At 58.0% G+C, this 19,699-nt stretch carries 13 protein-coding genes and 2 tRNA genes; 8 read left to right on the top strand and 7 right to left on the bottom strand.

The window, feature by feature from the left end:
* The first annotated feature begins 17 nt into the window (after positions 1–17).
* The 8 genes from ACRER8_RS16325 to ACRER8_RS16290 all read left to right on the top strand — a co-directional run bounded on the left by ACRER8_RS16325 (position 18) and on the right by ACRER8_RS16290 (position 9,171).
* A tRNA-His gene (locus ACRER8_RS16325) sits at positions 18–93 on the top strand.
* A 56-nt stretch (positions 94–149) separates the two neighbouring features.
* Positions 150–234: transfer RNA gene (locus ACRER8_RS16320), tRNA-Leu, on the top strand.
* Between the two features lie 373 nt (positions 235–607).
* Positions 608–1,918: a trigger factor gene (gene tig / locus ACRER8_RS16315; protein WP_431747263.1), complete on the top strand. Its 1,311-nt coding sequence runs from the start codon at positions 608–610 to the stop codon at positions 1,916–1,918.
* 91 nt (positions 1,919–2,009) lie between these two features.
* Entirely contained in the window at positions 2,010–2,651 is a 642-nt protein-coding gene (gene clpP, locus ACRER8_RS16310; protein ID WP_110951827.1) for an ATP-dependent Clp endopeptidase proteolytic subunit ClpP, read from the top strand.
* Between the two features lie 115 nt (positions 2,652–2,766).
* Positions 2,767–4,050 (top strand): ATP-dependent Clp protease ATP-binding subunit ClpX, encoded by a 1,284-nt coding sequence (gene clpX, locus ACRER8_RS16305; protein ID WP_062390606.1) that lies wholly within the window; start codon positions 2,767–2,769, stop codon positions 4,048–4,050.
* A gap of 182 nt (positions 4,051–4,232) precedes the next feature.
* Positions 4,233–6,629 carry an endopeptidase La gene (lon, locus tag ACRER8_RS16300; protein WP_431747262.1) on the top strand — a complete coding sequence of 799 codons (2,397 nt, stop codon included), beginning with the start codon at positions 4,233–4,235 and terminating at the stop codon, positions 6,627–6,629.
* Between the two features lie 145 nt (positions 6,630–6,774).
* Positions 6,775–7,047, top strand: coding sequence for an HU family DNA-binding protein (locus tag ACRER8_RS16295; protein ID WP_003183171.1), 273 nt, complete (start codon positions 6,775–6,777; stop codon positions 7,045–7,047).
* Between the two features lie 249 nt (positions 7,048–7,296).
* A complete protein-coding gene (locus tag ACRER8_RS16290) occupies positions 7,297–9,171 on the top strand; it encodes a SurA N-terminal domain-containing protein (protein WP_431747261.1) in 1,875 nt (624 codons plus the stop codon).
* Between the two features lie 392 nt (positions 9,172–9,563).
* Here ACRER8_RS16290 and fabI read toward each other — a convergent pair whose 3' ends face one another.
* From fabI to ACRER8_RS16255, 7 genes are all read right to left on the bottom strand, one after another.
* Positions 9,564–10,358, bottom strand: coding sequence for an enoyl-ACP reductase FabI (gene fabI, locus ACRER8_RS16285; RefSeq protein ID WP_431747260.1), 795 nt, complete (start codon positions 10,356–10,358; stop codon positions 9,564–9,566).
* 18 nt (positions 10,359–10,376) lie between these two features.
* Entirely contained in the window at positions 10,377–11,987 is a 1,611-nt protein-coding gene (locus ACRER8_RS16280) for an ABC transporter ATP-binding protein (protein ID WP_431747259.1), read from the bottom strand.
* A 1-nt stretch (position 11,988) separates the two neighbouring features.
* Positions 11,989–13,008 carry an ABC transporter permease gene (locus ACRER8_RS16275; protein ID WP_431747258.1) on the bottom strand — a complete coding sequence of 340 codons (1,020 nt, stop codon included), beginning with the start codon at positions 13,006–13,008 and terminating at the stop codon, positions 11,989–11,991.
* A 1-nt stretch (position 13,009) separates the two neighbouring features.
* Positions 13,010–14,083: a microcin C ABC transporter permease YejB gene (locus ACRER8_RS16270; protein WP_431747257.1), complete on the bottom strand. Its 1,074-nt coding sequence runs from the start codon at positions 14,081–14,083 to the stop codon at positions 13,010–13,012.
* A gap of 1 nt (position 14,084) precedes the next feature.
* Positions 14,085–15,968, bottom strand: coding sequence for an extracellular solute-binding protein (locus ACRER8_RS16265; protein ID WP_431747256.1), 1,884 nt, complete (start codon positions 15,966–15,968; stop codon positions 14,085–14,087).
* A complete protein-coding gene (locus ACRER8_RS16260; RefSeq protein WP_431747290.1) occupies positions 15,965–17,776 on the bottom strand; it encodes an extracellular solute-binding protein in 1,812 nt (603 codons plus the stop codon). Before ACRER8_RS16260 ends, ACRER8_RS16265 begins: the two co-directional genes overlap by 4 nt.
* A 274-nt stretch (positions 17,777–18,050) precedes the next feature.
* Positions 18,051–19,673: a LysM peptidoglycan-binding domain-containing protein gene (locus ACRER8_RS16255; protein ID WP_431747255.1), complete on the bottom strand. Its 1,623-nt coding sequence runs from the start codon at positions 19,671–19,673 to the stop codon at positions 18,051–18,053.
* Positions 19,674–19,699: the final 26 nt, after the last annotated feature.

The raw sequence follows: 19,699 nt of genomic DNA, 5'->3' as shown, positions 1-19,699 counted from the left end.
AGTTACAACGCAATATGGTGGGCGTAGCTCAGTTGGTAGAGCACAGGATTGTGACTCCTGTTGTCGTGGGTTCGATCCCCATCGTCCACCCCATATTCGAAAAGGCGCCAGATTCATAGTCTGGCGCCTTTGCCTTAAGCGCCTCATACGCGGATGTGGTGGAATTGGTAGACACACTGGATTTAGGTTCCAGCGCCGAAAGGTGTGAGAGTTCGAGTCTCTCCGTCCGCACCAGCTACAAACCTTGAGAGATGCCTAGCGCATTCGCAGGGATCGAAAAGCCGCCTAGTGCGGCTTTTTTTGTTTCAGAGTATTGGTTTCATGCGGGTAGAGTTTCGCCAGGTAATAGATGGCGTGCTTTCCCGGGATGTTTCCAGCGATGGGATCGATATTCGGTCGTGCTTCGCTTCCTTTATATAGGTGCGCGCAAGGTGCGTTCCAGACCGCTCGCGGTGGTCTGAATCTTCTTGGTCTCTTCGCTGGTTGCATTCCTGTGTATTTACCCTTCTTCGGTAGGGTGACTTCTTGAGTTTGACCCACTAGAATGCTTGCCCTTGATTCTGGGGTCGGAAACGGCCGGCTAACGTCTGTGCAACGAGGAATATCCATGCAAGTTTCTGTTGAAAACACTTCCGCTCTCGAGCGCCGCATGACCATTGGCGTGCCAGCTGAGCGCATCGAGACCGAAGTCAACAAGCGTCTGCAGCAGACCGCACGTAAAGCCAAGATCCCGGGCTTCCGCCCTGGCAAAGTGCCTATGAGCGTGATCCGCCAGCGTTACGAAGACGGTGCTCGTCAGGAAGCACTGGGCGACCTGATCCAGTCGACCTTCTACGAAGCTGTCGTAGAGCAAAAGCTGAACCCGGCTGGCGCGCCTTCCGTCGAGCCAAAAACCTTCGAGAAAGGCAAGGACCTCGAGTACATCGCTACTTTCGAAGTGTTCCCTGAATTCTCCGTTGCCGGTTTCGAGTCCGTTTCCGTCGAGCGTCTGTCCGCTGACGTCGCTGATTCCGACCTGGACAACATGCTGGAAATCCTGCGCAAGCAGAACGTCCGTTTTGAAGTGGCCGAGCGCGCCGCCGCAAACGAAGACCAGTTGAACATCGACTTCGTGGGCAAGATCGACGGCGAAGCATTCGCTGGCGGTTCGGCTACTGGCACTCAGCTGGTACTGGGCTCGGGCCGCATGATCCCTGGCTTCGAAGACGGCCTGGTTGGCGCCAAGGCCGGTGAAGAGCGCGTTCTGAACCTGACCTTCCCAGAGGATTATCAGAATCTGGAGCTGGCTGGCAAAACCGCCGAATTCACCGTCACTGTCAACAGCGTTTCGGCACCGACCCTGCCTGAACTGAACGAAACTTTCTTCAATCAGTTCGGCATCAAGGAAACCGGTATCGAAGGCTTCCGCACCGAAGTTCGCAAGAACATGGAGCGCGAGCTGCGTCAGGCCATCAAGTCCAAAGTCAAGAATCAGGTAATGGACGGTCTGCTGGCCGCCAACCCGATCGAAGTGCCTAAGGCTCTGCTGGAAAACGAAGTGAACCGTCTACGTGTTCAGGCCGTTCAACAGTTCGGCGGCAACATCAAGCCTGACCAACTGCCGGCCGAGCTGTTCGAAGAGCAGGCCAAGCGCCGCGTCGAGCTGGGTCTGATCGTTGCTGAAGTGGTCAAGCAGTTCGATCTCAAGCCTGATGAAGTCCGCGTTCGCGAGCTGATCCAGGAAATGGCTTCCGCTTATCAGGAGCCAGAGCAGGTAGTCGCTTGGTACTACAAGAACGAACAGCAGATGAACGAAGTGCGTTCGGTTGTGCTTGAAGAACAAGTTGTGGATACTGTTTTGCAGAAAGCGAGCGTGACCGACAAAGCGGTCTCGTACGAAGAAGCAGTCAAGCCGGTAGAAGCTCCACAAGCCGACTGATTTCTTTCTCTCGTTCGAAAACACCATAAGCCAGCCTTCGCGCTGGCTTATGCGTATTCAAGACATGACTATTTGGGAGTGAATGCGAGACATGTCCCGCAATTCTTATATTCAGCAGAACTCTGACATCCAGGCCGCTGGCGGCTTGGTCCCGATGGTTATCGAGCAGTCCGCCCGTGGCGAACGCGCCTATGACATCTATTCCCGCCTGCTCAAGGAGCGCGTCATTTTCCTTGTCGGTCCGGTTGAAGATTACATGGCCAACCTGATCTCGGCGCAGCTGCTCTTCCTTGAAGCGGAAAACCCGGACAAGGACATCCATCTCTACATCAACTCTCCAGGCGGTTCGGTGACTGCGGGCATGGCGATCTACGACACCATGCAGTTCATCAAACCGGACGTTTCGACTACCGTAATGGGTCAGGCCTGCAGCATGGGCGCGTTCCTGCTGGCGGGCGGTGCCAAGGGCAAGCGTTTCGCCCTGCCCAATTCCCGCGTGATGATTCACCAGCCACTGGGCGGTTTCCAGGGGCAGGCGTCGGACATCGACATTCACGCCAAGGAAATCCTGTACATTCGTCAGCGTCTGAACGAGCTGCTGGCGTACCACACCGGTCAGTCGCTGGAAGCCATCGAGCGTGACACCAACCGCGATAACTTCATGAGCGCCGAACGCGCTGCTGAATACGGCTTGGTGGATGCGGTGCTCGACAAACGTCAAATGATCAAATGATTGCTTGATAGGCAGTAATCCCAGGTGGCGAGGATCTCCCTGCTACCTGCGGACTTGAAAAAGCCCGCAATTGCCTTCATCTTGTGTTGCAAGCCTACCGGATTGGATCGATCGAATGACTGACACCCGCAACGGCGAGGACAACGGCAAACTGCTTTATTGCTCCTTCTGCGGCAAAAGCCAGCATGAAGTACGCAAGTTGATTGCCGGCCCCTCGGTATTTATCTGTGACGAGTGCGTCGACCTGTGCAATGACATCATCCGCGAGGAGGTGCAGGAAGCACAGGCAGAAAGCAGCGCGCATAAATTACCATCGCCGAAAGAAATCAGCGGCATCCTTGACCAGTACGTTATCGGTCAGGAGCGTGCCAAGAAGGTTCTCGCAGTAGCGGTGTACAACCACTACAAGCGGCTGAACCAGCGCGACAAGAAAAATGACGACGTTGAACTGGGCAAGAGCAACATCCTGCTGATCGGCCCAACGGGCTCTGGCAAGACCCTGCTGGCCGAAACGCTGGCACGTTTGCTCAACGTACCGTTCACCATCGCCGACGCCACCACCCTGACCGAAGCCGGTTACGTGGGTGAGGACGTGGAAAACATCATCCAGAAGCTGTTGCAGAAATGCGATTACGATGTCGAGAAGGCCCAGATGGGTATTGTCTACATCGACGAAATCGACAAGATTTCGCGCAAATCCGACAACCCGTCGATTACCCGGGACGTTTCCGGCGAGGGCGTGCAACAAGCTTTGCTGAAACTGATCGAGGGTACCGTGGCTTCCGTTCCGCCGCAGGGCGGTCGCAAGCATCCACAGCAGGAATTCCTGCAGGTGGACACGCGCAACATCCTGTTCATTTGCGGCGGTGCGTTCTCCGGCCTTGAAAAGGTCATCCAGAATCGCTCTACCAAAGGCGGCATCGGCTTCAACGCTGAAGTTCGCAGCAAGGAAGAGGGCAAGAAGGTGGGCGAGTCCCTGCGTGAAGTCGAGCCTGACGATTTGGTCAAGTTCGGTCTGATCCCGGAATTCGTGGGCCGTCTGCCAGTGCTGGCGACCTTGGATGAGCTGGACGAAGCTGCGCTGATGCAGATTCTGACCGAGCCGAAGAACGCCTTGACCAAGCAGTACGGCAAGCTCTTCGAAATGGAAGGTGTGGACCTCGAATTCCGCACTGACGCGCTCAAGTCGGTTGCCCGTCGCGCGCTGGAGCGCAAGACCGGTGCCCGCGGTTTGCGCTCCATCCTCGAAGGCGTACTGCTCGACACCATGTATGAAATCCCGTCGCAAACCGACGTGAGCAAAGTGGTGATCGACGAGAGCGTCATCGAAGGAACTTCCAAGCCGCTGTTGATCTACGAAAACAGCGAGCCGCCTGCCAAGGCAGCTCCGGACGCGTAAGCCTCGCGGCTTCGCGCCGGGCGACTGGAAAACGAAAAGGGCCCTCGGGCCCTTTTCGCGTTTCAACGCCTCTTTCGCATTAACTCGAACCAACGCTTGTTTTTTTGGGTAGCTACCCCCATCTTGGTTTTCAGCCCATTTATATCTGTCCATGGCCTCAAGGCCGCCGTAGAGGCGAAATCATGAAGACGACCATTGAATTGCCTCTTTTGCCATTGCGCGATGTCGTGGTGTATCCGCATATGGTTATCCCACTGTTCGTGGGGCGCGAGAAGTCCATCGAGGCCCTTGAGGCTGCGATGACCGGTGACAAGCAGATTCTGCTGCTCGCGCAAAGAAACCCAGCAGACGATGATCCTGGTGAAGACGCTCTTTATAGCGTAGGTACGATTGCAACCGTATTGCAGTTGCTAAAGCTGCCGGACGGTACTGTCAAAGTGCTGGTCGAAGGCGAGCAGCGCGGCTCAGTAGAGCGCTTCATCGAAGTGGACGACCATTGCCGCGCCGAAGTGGCGCTGATCGACGAGGTTGATGCCCCCGACCGTGAGTCCGAAGTGTTCGTGCGCAGTCTGCTGGCGCAGTTCGAGCAATATGTGCAGTTGGGCAAGAAAGTCCCCGCTGAAGTCCTGTCTTCGCTCAACAGCATCGATGAGCCGGGTCGCTTGGTCGACACCATGGCCGCGCACATGGCGCTGAAGATCGAGCAGAAGCAGGAAATCCTCGAAATCATCGATCTGGGCGCTCGCGTTGAACACGTGCTGGCCTTGCTGGACGCCGAAATCGACCTGCTGCAGGTTGAGAAGCGCATCCGCGGTCGCGTGAAGAAGCAAATGGAGCGCAGCCAGCGCGAGTACTACTTGAATGAGCAGATGAAGGCCATTCAGAAAGAGCTCGGCGACAGCGACGAAGGCCACAACGAAATCGAAGAGCTGAAAAAGCGCATCGATGCCGCCGGCCTGCCGAAAGATGCGATGACCAAAGCCACGGCCGAGCTGAACAAGCTCAAGCAGATGTCGCCGATGTCTGCTGAGGCTACCGTCGTGCGTTCGTATATCGACTGGCTGGTTCAGGTGCCGTGGAAGGCGCAAAGCAAGGTTCGTCTGGACCTGGCGCGTGCCGAAGACATCCTCGACGCCGACCACTATGGTCTGGAAGAAGTCAAAGAGCGGATTCTCGAATACCTCGCCGTGCAAAAGCGCGTGAAGAAGATTCGTGGTCCGGTGCTGTGCCTGGTCGGTCCGCCGGGTGTGGGTAAGACCTCGCTGGCAGAGTCGATCGCCCACGCCACCAACCGCAAGTTCGTGCGCATGGCCCTTGGCGGCGTGCGAGACGAAGCCGAAATCCGTGGTCACCGTCGCACCTACATCGGGTCGATGCCGGGTCGTCTGATCCAGAAAATGACCAAGGTTGGCGTTCGCAACCCGCTGTTCCTGCTCGATGAAATCGACAAAATGGGCAGCGACATGCGCGGTGACCCGGCCTCGGCGTTGCTTGAGGTGCTCGATCCGGAGCAGAACCACAATTTCAATGACCACTATCTGGAAGTCGATTACGACTTGTCGGACGTGATGTTCCTCTGCACTGCCAACTCGATGAACATCCCGGCGGCCCTGCTGGACCGTATGGAAGTGATTCGTCTGCCGGGTTATACCGAAGACGAGAAGATCAACATTGCCACCAAGTATCTCTCGCCCAAACAGATCGCTGCCAACGGCCTGAAGAAAGGTGAAATCGAGTTCGAAGAAGAGGCCATACGCGACATTATCCGGTACTACACGCGTGAAGCCGGCGTGCGTAGCCTGGAACGTCAGATCGCCAAGGTTTGCCGCAAAGCGGTCAAAGAGCATGCCGCCGAGAAGCGTTTTGCCGTGGTGGTCACCGCCGCCATGCTGGAAAACTTCCTTGGTGTGCGCAAATTCCGCTACGGGCTGGCTGAGCAGCAGGATCAGATCGGTCAGGTGACTGGCTTGGCATGGACGCAGGTGGGTGGTGAATTGCTGACCATCGAAGCGGCCGTGGTTCCGGGTAAAGGTCAGTTGATCAAGACCGGCTCGTTGGGTGACGTGATGGTCGAATCGATCACTGCAGCCCTGACCGTCGTCCGCAGTCGCGCCAAAAGCCTGGGCATCCCTCTGGACTTCCATGAGAAGCGCGACACCCATATCCACATGCCGGAGGGGGCGACACCCAAAGACGGCCCTAGCGCGGGCGTAGGCATGTGCACGGCGCTGGTTTCGGCGCTGACCCAGATACCGGTGCGTGCAGACGTAGCGATGACTGGCGAAATCACCCTGCGTGGTCAGGTTCTGGCGATTGGCGGTTTAAAGGAAAAACTGCTCGCCGCGCACCGTGGTGGAATTAAAACGGTGATCATTCCTGAAGAAAACGTACGTGATTTGAAGGAAATACCTGACAACATCAAGCAGGATCTGCAGATCAAACCCGTTAAATGGATTGACGAAGTCCTGCAAATTGCGCTGCAATACGCGCCGGAGCCCTTGCCGGATGTGGCTCCCGAGATGGTTGCAAAGGACGAAAAACGCGAGTCTGACTCTAAGGAAAGAATTAGCACGCATTAGTCTGGGGGGCCTTCCTTGACAGCTTTTTAGAGCCCTTGTTATAAAGCGGCTCTTTCCAGCGTCAGAAGGCCATTCAGCATTTGTTTGGCTTCACCAAAAAACTTAGAAAATATACTCAATATAGATAGATATAAGGGGACTTAGAGTGAACAAGTCGGAACTGATTGATGCTATCGCCGCATCCGCTGACATCCCGAAAGCTGCTGCTGGCCGTGCGCTGGACGCAGTCATCGAGTCCGTCACTGGCGCTCTGAAGGCTGGCGACTCTGTTGTACTGGTTGGCTTCGGCACTTTCTCCGTAACTGATCGCCCTGCCCGTACCGGCCGTAACCCACAGACCGGTAAGACTCTGGAAATCCCGGCTGCCAAGAAACCAGGCTTCAAAGCCGGTAAAGCTCTGAAAGAAGCAGTCAACTAATTTTCTTTTTTACCTTTGCCCACCCAGGACAGCGTTATCTCTGCCCCGGGCGTGAAGTGGCAAGTGCGGTTGGTCAAGCGCTGGCCTGTCAACTCAGGGAACGCAAATTCGAACCCTGTCCGCTTTGCCCGTTTTGAAAGTTACGAGAAGGCGCATCCTCGGATGCGCCTTTCTTCTATCCGGATTTCACCCACGCTCCACTCCGTGTGTCGCAGCTTTGTGAGTTGAGTAAAACCCTCTGGGGGACGCATGCTGCAGAATATCAGGGACAATTCACAAGGCTGGATTGCCAAAACCATTATCGGCGTTGTCGTGGCGCTGATGGCGCTGACCGGTTTCGATGCCATTTTCAGGGCCACTAGCCACAGCCAGGACGCCGCCAAGGTCAATGGCGACGAGATCACGCAGACGGATCTGAGCCAGGCCGTGGAAATGCAACGCCGCCAGCTCATGCAACAGTTGGGCAAGGATTTCGATCCGGCAATGCTCAACGAAAAGATGCTGCGTGACGCTGCTCTCAAGGGCTTGATCGATCGCAAGCTGCTGCTGCAGGGAGCTGCGGACGCCAAATTCGGTTTCTCCGAAGCCGCACTGGACCAGCAGATCCTGCTGACGCCTGAGTTCCAGGTGGACGGCAAATTCAATGCCGATCGTTTCGACCAGGTGGTTCGTCAGTTGGGCTACAGCCGGATGCAATTCCGTCAGATCCTCGGTCAGGAAATGCTGATCGGCCAGATCCGTGCGGGTATCGGTGGCAGTGCCTTCGTGACCGACGCGCAAGTCGATGCATTTGCCAGCCTGGAAAAACAGACCCGCGACTTCGCGACCCTGACTCTACCGGCCGATCCATCCAACGTGAAAGTCACCGACGACGAAGTCAAGGCGCACTACGATCAGCACGCCAAGGAATTCCTCAGCCCTGAACAGGTGGTCCTGGATTACATCGAACTGAAGAAATCCTCGTTCTTCGACAAGGTGTCAGTGAAGGACGAAGACCTGCAGGCGGCGTATCAGAAAGAAATCGCCAACCTGGCCGAGCAGCGTCGTGCCGCGCACATTCTGATCGAAGTCAATGACAAGACAACCGATGCCCAGGCCAAGGCGAAGATCGAAGAGATCCAGCAACGCGTGTCCAAAGGTGAAGACTTCGCAGCGCTGGCCAAGGAACTGTCACAAGACCCGGGCTCTTCGAGCAAGGGCGGTGATCTAGGCTACGCAGGCAAGGGCGTTTACGATCCAGCCTTCGAAGACGCGCTGTATGCGTTGAACAAGGATCAGGTATCGGCGCCAGTTCGCAGTCAGTTCGGCTGGCACTTGATCAAGCTGCTGGGAGTCGAGGCTCCGTCGGTTCCGACCTTCGCCAGCCTGAAAGACAAGCTGACTCACGATTTGAAGTCGCAACAGGTCGAGCAGATGTACGTCGATGCCAGCAAGAAGCTGGAGGACGCTGCGTTTGAGGCTTCTGACTTGTCACAGCCTGCGCAGGATCTGGGCCTGAAGGTTCAGACCACTGCACCGTTCGGTCGTGAAGGCGGGGAAGGGATCGCGGCCAACCGCGCGGTGATCCAGGCAGCGTTCAGCCCTGAGGTGATGGAGGAGGGCTCCAACAGCTCGGCGCTGGAACTCGACCCTGAAACCTCCGTGGTGGTACACGTCAAGGAACACCGTCAGCCTGAGCAGTTGCCTCTGGAAGCGGTCTCCGATGCGATCCGTGCACAGCTGACCAAAGAGCACGCCAGCGATGCCGTCAAAGGCAAGGGCGAAACGCTGCTGGCCGGTCTGCGCGATGGCAAGGTGCCGTATAGCGCTACCAAGCAGGAAGGCCAGAACTGGAAGGTTGTGGAAGCGGCTTCTCGTGGTCAGGAGGGTATCGACCCTCAGGTTCTGCAGGCGCTGTTCCGTATGCCTAAACCGGAAGGTAAGGACAAGCCGGTTTATTCGAGTCTGACGGCGGCCGATGGCAGCTTTGTGGTTGTGCGCCTCAATGGTGTGAATCAGGCGGCGCCGGCGACCGATGCGGAGAAGACTCAGTATCGTCGCTTCCTGGCATCGCGTGAGGGGCGTCAGGACTTCGAGGCGTATCAAGCGCAGCTGCAAGCCGAGGCGAAGATCGAGAAGTATTGATTCTCGCTGGATGCTGAAAACGAAAAGCCCTGACTTGTGAGAGTTGGGGCTTTTTGTTTTTTGGCGCTGGGGGATGTATCCGTTGCTCGATCTTCTATAGGAGCCGACTTGCTGGCGAACGCGCAGTGTCGACAAAACATCTGTAACTGAGCACCGCATTCGCCAGCAAGCCGGCTCCTGTACATTTTGTGACGCACCGAGATTCTGCGCGCGACCACAGTTTTTTACGCGATACGCCTACAAGGCGGACCCAAGCCAATACCTCACCGATAACGGCTACACCAAAAAACCAGCGCAAAAAAAAGGCGGGCCATTCAGCATATCGCTGCCTGACCCACCGTTTTCGCCAGCAAGCCGGCTCCTACAGGTATTGCATTGAGATCAACCGGACATCAACCTTCCAGATCACCCATCGCCGTGGTGTTGAACCCACCGTCGACGTACATGATTTCACCACTCACACCCGAAGCCAGATCAGAGCAGAGGAATGCGCCGGCGTTGCCGACTTCGTCGATGGTTACGTTACGACGCAGCGGGGTCTGGGCTTCGTTGGCGTCGAGCATCTTGCGGAAATTCTTGATGCCGGAAGCGGCCAGCGTGCGGATCGGGCCAGCCGATACCGCGTTGACGCGAGTGCCGTCCGGACCCAGGCTGCGGGCCAGGTAACGTACGCCGGCTTCCAGACTGGCCTTGGCCATGCCCATCACGTTGTAGTTAGGCATGGTGCGCTCGGCGCCCAGGTACGACAGGGTCAGCAGGCTGCCATTGCGGCCTTTCATCATTTCGCGACCGGCCTTGGCCAGAGCCACGAAGCTGTAGGCGCTGATGTCGTGAGCGATGCGGAACCCGTCACGGGTGGTGGCTTGGGTGAAGTCGCCATCCAGCTGGTCGCCCGGAGCGAAGCCAACCGAGTGCACGATGCAGTCCAGGCCGTCCCATTTCTTGCTCAGCGCTTCGAAGACCTTGGCGATTTCTTCGTCGCTGGCGACATCGCAAGGGAAGCACAGCTCAGGGTTCGAACCCCAGCCCGTTGCGAATTCTTCGACACGGCCTTTGAGTTTTTCATTCTGATAGGTGAAGGCAAGCTCAGCGCCCTCGCGATGCATGGCGGCAGCGATACCGGATGCGATGGACAGTTTGCTGGCGACACCGACGATCAGGACGCGCTTACCGGCGAGAAAACCCATGGTTTGTTCCTCTTCAGGTTAATCGACAGCTGCTGGTGCCAGAAAAGCGGCCTCCAGCAGCTGTTGTGTATAAGGATGTTGCGGCGCGGCGAAGATGTCTTCTGCCGTACCCTGTTCGACCACTTGGCCTTGCTTGACCACCATCAGTTGGTGGCTCAACGCTTTGACTACCGCCAGGTCATGGCTGATAAACAAATACGTCAGGTTGTACTTGGTTTGCAGGGAGCGCAGAAGCTCCACTACTTGACGCTGAACGGTCCGGTCGAGGGCCGAAGTCGGCTCGTCCAGTAAAATCAGCGCCGGTTTTAACACTAATGCCCGTGCGATGGCGATCCTTTGCCGCTGTCCGCCGGAAAACTCATGCGGATAGCGGTGCCGGGTTGCCGGGTCCAGACCCACCTCCTTGAGCGCTTCAACCACCGCCGCTTCCTGTTCGACGGGTGTTCCGATCTTGTGAATGCGCAGACCTTCGCCAACGATGTCGCACACCGACATACGCGGGCTAAGACTGCCGAACGGGTCCTGAAACACCACCTGCATTTGTCGCCGCAGCGGTCGCACCTGGTCCTGTTTCAGACAGGCCAGCGAGTCGCCCTGAAAGCGTATCTCGCCTTCGCTGCGAATCAACCTGAGAATCGCCAGTCCCAACGTCGATTTGCCCGAGCCGCTTTCGCCGACGATCCCCAGCGTCTGCCCCTTGGGCAGACTGAAGTGGATGCCGTCCACGGCCTTGACGTGATCGACGGTGCGCTTGAACACGCCTTTCTTGATCGGAAACCAGACCCGCAGGTCTTCGACTTCCAGCATCGGCGCGCCCGGAGCGTTGTTCGCAGGACCACCTTTTGGCTCAGCGCTGAGCAGTTCGATGGTGTACGGATGCTGCGGTGCACGGAACAGTTCTTCACACGATGCCTGTTCGACGATGCAACCGCGCTGCATGACACATACTCGGTTGGCAATTTGTCGAACCACATTCAAATCGTGACTGATCAACAGCAAAGCCATGCCCAGACGGGCCTGCAACTCCTTGAGCAGTTCGAGGATTTTCAGCTGCACCGTGACATCCAGCGCGGTGGTCGGCTCATCGGCGATCAGCAGCTCCGGCTCGTTGGCCAGGGCCATGGCGATCATCACCCGCTGGCGCTGACCGCCGGAGAGCTCGTGTGGCAAGGCTTTGAGGCGTTTGAGCGGCTCGGGGATGCCCACCAGCTCCAGCAACTCCAGAGTGCGCCGTGTGGCTGCCTTGCCGGTCAGACCCTTGTGCAGACCAAGCACCTCGTTGATCTGCTTCTCGATTGACTGCAGCGGGTTGAGCGAGGTCATCGGCTCCTGGAAGATCATCGCGATGCGATTGCCACGAATGGCGCGCATGCGTTTTTCACTTACGGTCAGCAGCTCGTTGCCGGCGTATTGAATGGTCCCGGTGGGATGGCGTGCGAGCGGGTAGGGCAGCAATCGCAGGATCGAGTGGGCGGTGACTGACTTGCCTGATCCGCTTTCGCCGACCAGCGCCAGGGTTTCGCCCTTACGGATATCGAAGCTGATGCCCTCAACCACGCGCTGGGTTTTCTGGCCAGTGACGAACTCGACCGACAGATTGCGGATTTCGATCAGATTATCCTGCGTCATCTCATTTCCTCGGGTCGAATGCGTCACGGGCGGATTCGCCGATGAACACCAGCAGACTCAACATGATCGCCAGCACGGCAAAAGCACTGATGCCCAGCCACGGCGCCTGCAGGTTGGATTTGCCCTGTGCGACGAGTTCGCCCAGGGAAGGGGAGCCCGCGGGCAAGCCGAAGCCCAGGAAGTCCAGCGCGGTCAGGGTACCGATCGCGCCGGTGAGGATGAAGGGCATGAAGGTCATGGTCGAGACCATCGCGTTGGGCAGGATGTGCCGGAACATGATCGCGCCGTTCTGCATCCCCAGCGCTCGTGCGGCCCGCACGTACTCCAGGTTGCGTCCCCGCAGGAACTCGGCGCGCACCACGTCCACCAGACTCATCCAGGAGAACAGCAACATGATGCCCAGCAACCACCAGAAGTTGGGCTGCACGAAGCTGGCCAGAATGATCAGCAGGTACAGCACTGGCAGGCCGGACCAAATCTCCAGAAAGCGTTGACCAACCAGATCGACCCAGCCGCCATAAAAACCCTGCAATGCCCCGGCGATGACCCCGATGATCGAACTGAGGATTGTCAGGGTCAGGGCGAATAGCACCGAGACACGGAAGCCATAAATCACCCGCGCCAATACATCGCGGCCCTGATCGTCGGTGCCGAGCAGATTCTCACGAGAAGGCGGCGCCGGGGCTGGGACTTTCAGATCGTAATTGATGCTCTGGTAGCTGAACGGAATCGGCGCCCACAGCGTCCAGCCGCCTTTGCTGGCCAGCAATTCCTTGATATAGGGACTCTTGTAGTTGGCTTCCAGCGGGAACTCGCCGCCGAAGGTGGTTTCCGGATAGCGCTTGAACACTGGGAAATACCACTCACCGTCGTAGCGTACGGCCAGCGGTTTGTCGTTGGCGATCAGTTCGGCGCCCAAGCTCAGACCGAACAGGATGAGGAACAGCCACAGCGACCACCAGCCACGCTTGTTGGCCTTGAAGCGTTCGAAACGGCGTCGATTGAGAGGGGACAACGTCATATCAATGATCCCTGCGGTCGAAGTCGATACGTGGGTCAACCAGCGTATAGGTCAGGTCGCCGATCAGTTTCACCACCAGCCCCAGCAGGGTGAAGATGAACAGGGTGCCGAACACCACCGGATAGTCGCGGTTGATCGCCGCTTCAAAACTCATCAGACCGAGGCCGTCGAGGGAAAAGATCACCTCCACCAGCAGGGAACCGGTGAAGAAAATGCCAATGAATGCGGACGGGAAACCGGCGATTACCAGCAGCATCGCGTTGCGGAACACATGTCCATAGAGCACGCGACGCTGGGTCAGGCCCTTGGCCTTGGCCGTGATCACGTATTGCTTGCCGATTTCATCGAGGAAGCTGTTTTTGGTCAGCAAGGTCATGGTGGCGAAGTTGCCGATCACCAGCGCGGTGATCGGCAATACCAGATGCCAGAAGTAGTCGCCCACCTTGCCCAGCCAGCTGAGTTCGTCGAAATTGCCGGAGGTCAGGCCGCGCAAGGGGAACCAGTCGAAATAACTGCCCCCCGCGAATACCACGATCAGCAGGATCGCGAACAGAAACGCCGGAATGGCATAGCCGACAATGATTGCCGAACTGGTCCAGATGTCGAACTGGCTGCCGTGTCGCGTGGCCTTGGCGATCCCCAGCGGGATCGACACCAGGTACATGATCAGCGTGCTCCACAATCCCAGCGAGATCGACACCGGCATCTTCTCGGCGATCAGATCGATGACCTTGGCATCGCGAAAGAAGCTGTCGCCGAAATCCAGCCTGGCGTAGTTCTTGACCATGATCCACAAGCGTTCTGGCGCCGACTTGTCGAAGCCGTACATGTGCTCGATTTCCTTGATCAGCGCGGGATCCAGGCCCTGAGCGCCCCGGTAGGTCGAGCCCGCCACGGAGACTTCCGCACCGCCGCCAGCGATGCGGCTGGTGGCGCCTTCGAAACCTTCGAGCTTGGCGATCATCTGTTCGACCGGGCCCCCCGGCGCGGCCTGGATGATCACGAAGTTGATCAGCAGAATGCCGAACAGGGTCGGCACGATCAGCAGCAAGCGCCGCAGAATGTACGCCAGCATGTTATTGCTCCGTGTCCTTGGAAGGTGCCGCCTCAGGCTCGGCGAGGTCCGGCGCGCTCTGCAGCGGAATCGCAGGCGTCGCGTCGGGCTTGGCCCACCAGGTCATGGTGCCTATGTCGTACAGCGGCGATTTCTGCGGGTGGCCCAGATGGTCCCAGTAGGCCAGGCGCCAGGTCTTGATGTGCCAGTTGGGGATCACGTAGTAGCCCCAGAGCAGTGCGCGGTCGAGGGCGCGGGTGTGGTCGATCAGGCTCTGGCGCGAGTCGGCGTTGATCAGGCCGCTGACCAGCGTGTCGATGGCCGGATCCTTGAGCCCGATCAGGTTGTAGCTGCCGGGCTTGTCGGCGGCGGACGAATCCCAGTATTCGCGCTGTTCATTGCCCGGCGAGCTGGATTGCGGGAAGCTGCCGACGATCATGTCGTAGTCTCGCGAGCGGCGGCGGGTGATGTATTGCGAGACGTCGACCCGGCGGATCTCCAGGTCGATGCCGATATCGGCCAGGTTGCGTTTGAACGGCAGCAGCACGCGCTCGAATTCGGTCTGGGCCAGCAGGAATTCGATGCTGACCGGCTTGCCTTCGGTGTCGACCATCTTGTCGCCGACGATTTTCCAGCCCGCTTCCTTGAGCAGGGCGAAGGCCTTGCGTTGTTGTTCGCGAATGATGCCGCTACCGTCGGTGACCGGCAGCTTGAATTCCTCGCTGAACACCGGATCCGGCAGTTTGCCGCGCAGCGGTTCGAGGATTTTCAGCTCGGCGTCGGAAGGCAGGCCCCGTGAGCGCATGTCCGAGTTGTCGAAATAGCTTTTGGTGCGCGTGTACATGCCGAAAAACAGCTGCTTGTTGGTCCATTCGAAATCCAGCAGCAGGCTCAGGGCCTGACGCACGCGGATGTCCTGGAACATCGGTTTGCGCAGATTGAAGATGAAGCCCTGCATGCCCTGGGGATTGCCGTTGGGGATTTCTTCCTTGATCAGCCGACCTTCACGCACAGCCGGCACGTCGTAGGCGGTGGCCCAATTCTTCGCGGTCATCTCCTGCCAAAAATCGAAGGCCCCGGCTTTCAAGGCTTCCAGCGCGACTGTGTTGTCGCGGTAGTAGTCGGTGGACAGCTTGTCGAAGTTGTAGAAACCCTTGTTGACCGGCAGGTCCTTGCCCCAGTAATCCTTCACTCGCTCGTAACGCACCGAGCGCCCTGGTTTGACCTCGACCACCCTGTACGGCCCGCTGCCCAGCGGAATCTCCAGGTTACCCTTGCTGAAATCGCGGGTTGCCCACCAATGCTTCGGCAACACCGGCAACTGGCCGATGATCAGCGGTAATTCGCGGTTGTCGTTGTGCTTGAACTTGAACAGCACGGTCAGCGGATCTTCCGCGACGGCTTGATCGATGTCCGCATAGTAACTGCGATACAGCGGCGAGCCGTCCTTGATCAGCGTTTCGAAACTGAACACCACGTCTTCGGCGCGTACCGGATGGCCGTCGTTGAAGCGGGCTTCCGGGCGCAGGTAGAAGCGTACCCAACTGTTATCCGGGGCTTTTTCGATCTTGCTCGCGATCAGGCCGTATTCCGTGAACGGTTCGTCCAGGCCCTGACGCATCAGCGTGTCGTAGATCAAGCCGATATCATCGGCAGGCACGCCTTTGCTGATGAATGGGTTGAGGCTGTCGAAGCCGCCGAAACCGGCGCTGCGCAGAATGCCGCCCTTGGGGGCGTCGGGGTTCACGTAATCGAAATGCTTGAAGTCGGCCGGGTATTTCGGCGCTTCGTTGTACAGCGTGATGGCATGTTGCGGGGCCGCCTGGGATGCACAAGTCATCCCGAGTAACAAAGGGCCGAGCAAAAACAGGCCGCCAGCCCGCGTCAGGGAGCGGAGGGCAGTCATTGGGTTTTCTCCGAGGGCTTGAGCCACCACGCACGCAGGCCCAGGGTGTAGGGCGGGGTGGTGACGAAGGCGAACCGGTTGCGGTACGCCAGACGATGAGTATTGAGATACCAGTTGGGAATCATGTAGTGCTGCCAGAGCAGAACGCGGTCCAGTGCCTTGGTCGCCGCGACCTGATCCTCCCGGGTTTTCGCCGCCAGCAACTGATTGAGGAGGTCATCCACAACCGGATTGGCGACGCCCGCGTAATTCTTGCTGCCTTTAATGCTGGCCTGACTGGAGTGGAAGTACTGCCATTGTTCCAGGCCCGGACTCAATGTCTGGTTCAGGGTCATCAGAATCATGTCGAAATCGAATTGGTCCAGGCGCTGTTTGTATTGGGCACGATCGACGGTGCGCAAGCGAGCATCGATGCCGATTCGCGTGAGGTCTTCGATGTAAGGCTGCAGGATTCGTTCGAGGCTCGGATTGACCAGAAGTATTTCGAATCGCAACGGCTGTCCGGCGCTATTGGTCAGGCCGCGATCGGTGAACTTCCAGCCCGCTTCGGCGAACAGCCCGAGCGCCTTGCGAATGGTGTCGCGAGGCACGCCGCCGCCATCGGTTTTCGACACGGCAAACGGCTGGGTGAACAGTCTCGCGGGCAGCTGATTGCGATAGGGTGAGAGAAAAAGAAATTCGCGCCCGGCAGGCAGATCGGTCGCGGAAAATTCGCTGTTGGGGTAGTAGCTGACCGAGCGTTTGTAGGCGTTGTTGAACAGCGTGCGGTTGGTCCACTCGAAGTTGAACATCAGGCCCAGGGCTTCACGCACCTTGATGTCGGCAAAGGTGCCGCGTCGGGTGTTCATGAACAGGCCCTGCGTCTGGGTCGGAATCTGGTGTGGGATCTGCGCCTTGATCACCTGACCATTGTGCACCGCGGGATAGTCATAGCCGGTGAACCAGTTTTTGGCCTGATGCTCGATGTAGATGTCGAATTCGCCCGCCTTGAAGGCTTCGAAAGCGACGTCGGCATCGCGGTAGAACTCGACCGCCACGCGGTTGAAGTTGTATTTACCGCGATTGACCGGCAGGTCCTTGCCCCAGTAATCCCTGACTCGTTCGAACACCAGGCTGCGTCCGGGGCGTACCTGCGTGATGCGATACGGCCCACTGCCCAAGGGCGGTTCGAACGTCGTGGCCTTGAAGTCGCGGTTCTTCCAGTAATGCTGCGGCAGCACTGGCAATTCACCGAGGCGCAGAATCAGTAATGGATTGCCGGACCGTTTGAATACGAAACGAATGCGATGCCGGTTGAGGATGTCCACCCGCTGCACTTCCTGCAGGGCAGTGCGGTATAGCGGGTGACCGTCTTTCAGCAGGGTCCGGTAGGAGAACGCCACGTCGTAGGCCGTAATCGGCTTGCCATCGTGAAAGCGTGCTTCGGGGCGCAGGTTGAACACTACCCAGCTGCGGTCTTCGCTGTATTCGACGGTCTTGGCGATCAGTCCATAGCTGGAGGTAGGTTCGTCGCCGGACGGATCGTATTGCCCGGTGCCGACCATCAACGGTTCGTTCAGCTCGCTGATGCCGTACTGGCCGAAGTTGGGGGTGGAGATCGGGCTGCTGCCCTTGAAGGTGTAGGGGTTGAGGGTGTCGAACGTACCGTTGGCCATGATTCGCAAGGTGCCAGCCTTCGGCGCCTCGGGATTGACCCAGTCGAAATGGGTGAAGCTGGCCGGATACTTGAGGACACCGAACTGTGCGTAACCATGGCTTTCACTGATGGTCGCGGCGGCTGTCGTGCTCAAGACCAGGCTGAAAATCATCAGCGAGAGGCGTATCAAATCGACGTTCGATCCAGGCAGCGGTCGGTCACAGTAACAGCTTGTATGGGCTGGAAAAAGGTGGGGAACAAGGGCGTCAATGATACGGCAGGCTGACGCGAAACCCTATGGGAGCGAATTCATTGGCGAGAGTTGCTCCAGGATGCGGATCTATCAAGCATGCTGCCGCATCGCGAATGAATCCGCTCCCACAGTTGATCGAGATTCTGCCGGTCAGTGGCCGCTGTACTTCACGGCTTCCAAAACAGTCTCACGATCAATGCGGCAAATATACCGTCAACGTCTGCCCCGGCTTCAATGCCTGGCCGCTGCGTGGGTTCCAGCGTTTGAGGTGCTGCATTTCGACGTTGAAACGTTTGGCAACCAGGTACATCGAGTCGCCTTTCTGAATCTTGTACTGCATGGCCTTCTTGTCGGCGTCCTGGTCTTTGCTCTGAGTGCTGGTATCGGCCTTGGCCACGGCGCGAGCGCTGGTTTTGGCGGCAGGCTTGCCATTGTCCTGCATGACCAATGTCTGGCCGACCTTCAGGTTGTAGCCGGAGAGCTTGTTCCAGTGCTGCAGGTCTTTCACATCCACCTTGTTGATGCGCGCGATCTGATGCAGGTTTTCGCCTTTCTTCACTTTATAAGTACGTGTGCGCGCCGGTTTCTCATCGACTTCGGCCACTTCTTCGAATACCGGCATGGCCATCTTCATGCCCGGCTGCACCGGAATCGTCAACGCCTGGCCGCGCTTGAGCTGATTGCCAGAGAGCTTGTTCAGATCCTTCAGCGTGGCAGTCGACACCTTGTAGCGGCTGGCGACGCTGGTCAGGCTGTCACCCGGACGCACGCGGTATTGCTGCCAGTCCACCAGCTCTTCTGGCTTCATGTTCGAAAGGCTGGCGGTCAGCAGCTGCGATTTGGAGGTGGGTACCAACAAATGTTGCGGGCCGTCGATGGTCAGACGTTTCTTGAACGCCGGGTTGAGCTGCATCAGCTCGTCTTCATCGATATTGGCCATCTGCGCGACTTTGGACAGGTCCATGCGCTGGTTCAGCTCGACGACCTGGAAGTAAGGCTTGTTGTCGATCGGGCTGAGGTTGACGCCGTAGGCTTCCGGCGACATGACCACTTGCGACAGGGCCAGCAATTTCGGCACGTAGTCGCGGGTTTCCTGCGGCAGTGGCAGGTTCCAGTAGTCGGTAGGCAGGTTGAGTTTTTCGTTGCGCTCGATGGCGCGGCTGACCGTGCCTTCGCCGGCGTTATAGGCCGCCAGGGCCAACAGCCAGTCGCCGTTGAACATGTCGTGCAGTTTGGTCAGATAATCCAGCGCTGCAGTGGTAGACGCCGTGATGTCGCGACGGCCATCGTAGAAATTGGTCTGACGCAGGTTGAAGTAGCGCCCCGTGGACGGGATGAACTGCCAAATGCCAGCGGCATCGCTGCGGGAAAGGGCCATCGGGTTGTAGGCGCTTTCGATCACTGGCAGCAGGGCCAGCTCCAGCGGCATGTTGCGTTCTTCCAGGCGCTCGACGATGTAGTGCATATAGAGGCTACCGCGCTCGCCTGCCGTTTCGAGGAACGACGGGTTGTTGGCATACCACAGGCGCTGTTGGTCGATGCGGGGATTGAGATCGTTGCCATCCTGCAACTGGAAGCCTTGACGCATGCGTTCCCACACGTCATGGGGCGGAGCTAGCGGGGCAGGTTTGCGTGCGACGAACACCGGTTTTGGTTTGGCAATCACCGGTGTATGAGAGGCGTTGGTCGAGCTGCCAGGCTCCAGGCTGCCGGTGGTCTGGCAGCCTGCCAGAGTAGCGCTCGCGACCACCGCGATTGCCTGAGCCAACCGAGTCAATGCGTCGGAATTAAAGGTTCTGCGTATAGATGACGACATTGGCTGGGAGATAGTTCCAGTCGAAA

Source organism: Pseudomonas sp. (assembly GCF_050739935.1).
Lineage (GTDB): Bacteria > Pseudomonadota > Gammaproteobacteria > Pseudomonadales > Pseudomonadaceae > Aquipseudomonas.
Note: the sequence above shows the minus strand (reverse complement) of the source record. Positions and strands in the feature narration are given on the sequence as shown.

Excerpts from the sequence above, each read along its gene's own strand:
- tig (WP_431747263.1), top strand. The coding sequence starts at position 608 with ATGCAAGTTTCTGTTGAAAACACTTCCGCTCTCGAGCGCCGCATGACC.
- clpP (WP_110951827.1), top strand. The coding sequence starts at position 2,010 with ATGTCCCGCAATTCTTATATTCAGCAGAACTCTGACATCCAGGCCGCT.
- clpX (WP_062390606.1), top strand. The coding sequence starts at position 2,767 with ATGACTGACACCCGCAACGGCGAGGACAACGGCAAACTGCTTTATTGC.
- lon (WP_431747262.1), top strand. The coding sequence starts at position 4,233 with ATGAAGACGACCATTGAATTGCCTCTTTTGCCATTGCGCGATGTCGTG.
- ACRER8_RS16290 (WP_431747261.1), top strand. The coding sequence starts at position 7,297 with ATGCTGCAGAATATCAGGGACAATTCACAAGGCTGGATTGCCAAAACC.
- fabI (WP_431747260.1), bottom strand. The coding sequence starts at position 10,358 with ATGGGTTTTCTCGCCGGTAAGCGCGTCCTGATCGTCGGTGTCGCCAGC.
- ACRER8_RS16280 (WP_431747259.1), bottom strand. The coding sequence starts at position 11,987 with ATGACGCAGGATAATCTGATCGAAATCCGCAATCTGTCGGTCGAGTTC.
- ACRER8_RS16275 (WP_431747258.1), bottom strand. The coding sequence starts at position 13,008 with ATGACGTTGTCCCCTCTCAATCGACGCCGTTTCGAACGCTTCAAGGCC.
- ACRER8_RS16270 (WP_431747257.1), bottom strand. The coding sequence starts at position 14,083 with ATGCTGGCGTACATTCTGCGGCGCTTGCTGCTGATCGTGCCGACCCTG.
- ACRER8_RS16265 (WP_431747256.1), bottom strand. The coding sequence starts at position 15,968 with ATGACTGCCCTCCGCTCCCTGACGCGGGCTGGCGGCCTGTTTTTGCTC.
- ACRER8_RS16260 (WP_431747290.1), bottom strand. The coding sequence starts at position 17,776 with ATGATTTTCAGCCTGGTCTTGAGCACGACAGCCGCCGCGACCATCAGT.
- ACRER8_RS16255 (WP_431747255.1), bottom strand. The coding sequence starts at position 19,673 with ATGTCGTCATCTATACGCAGAACCTTTAATTCCGACGCATTGACTCGG.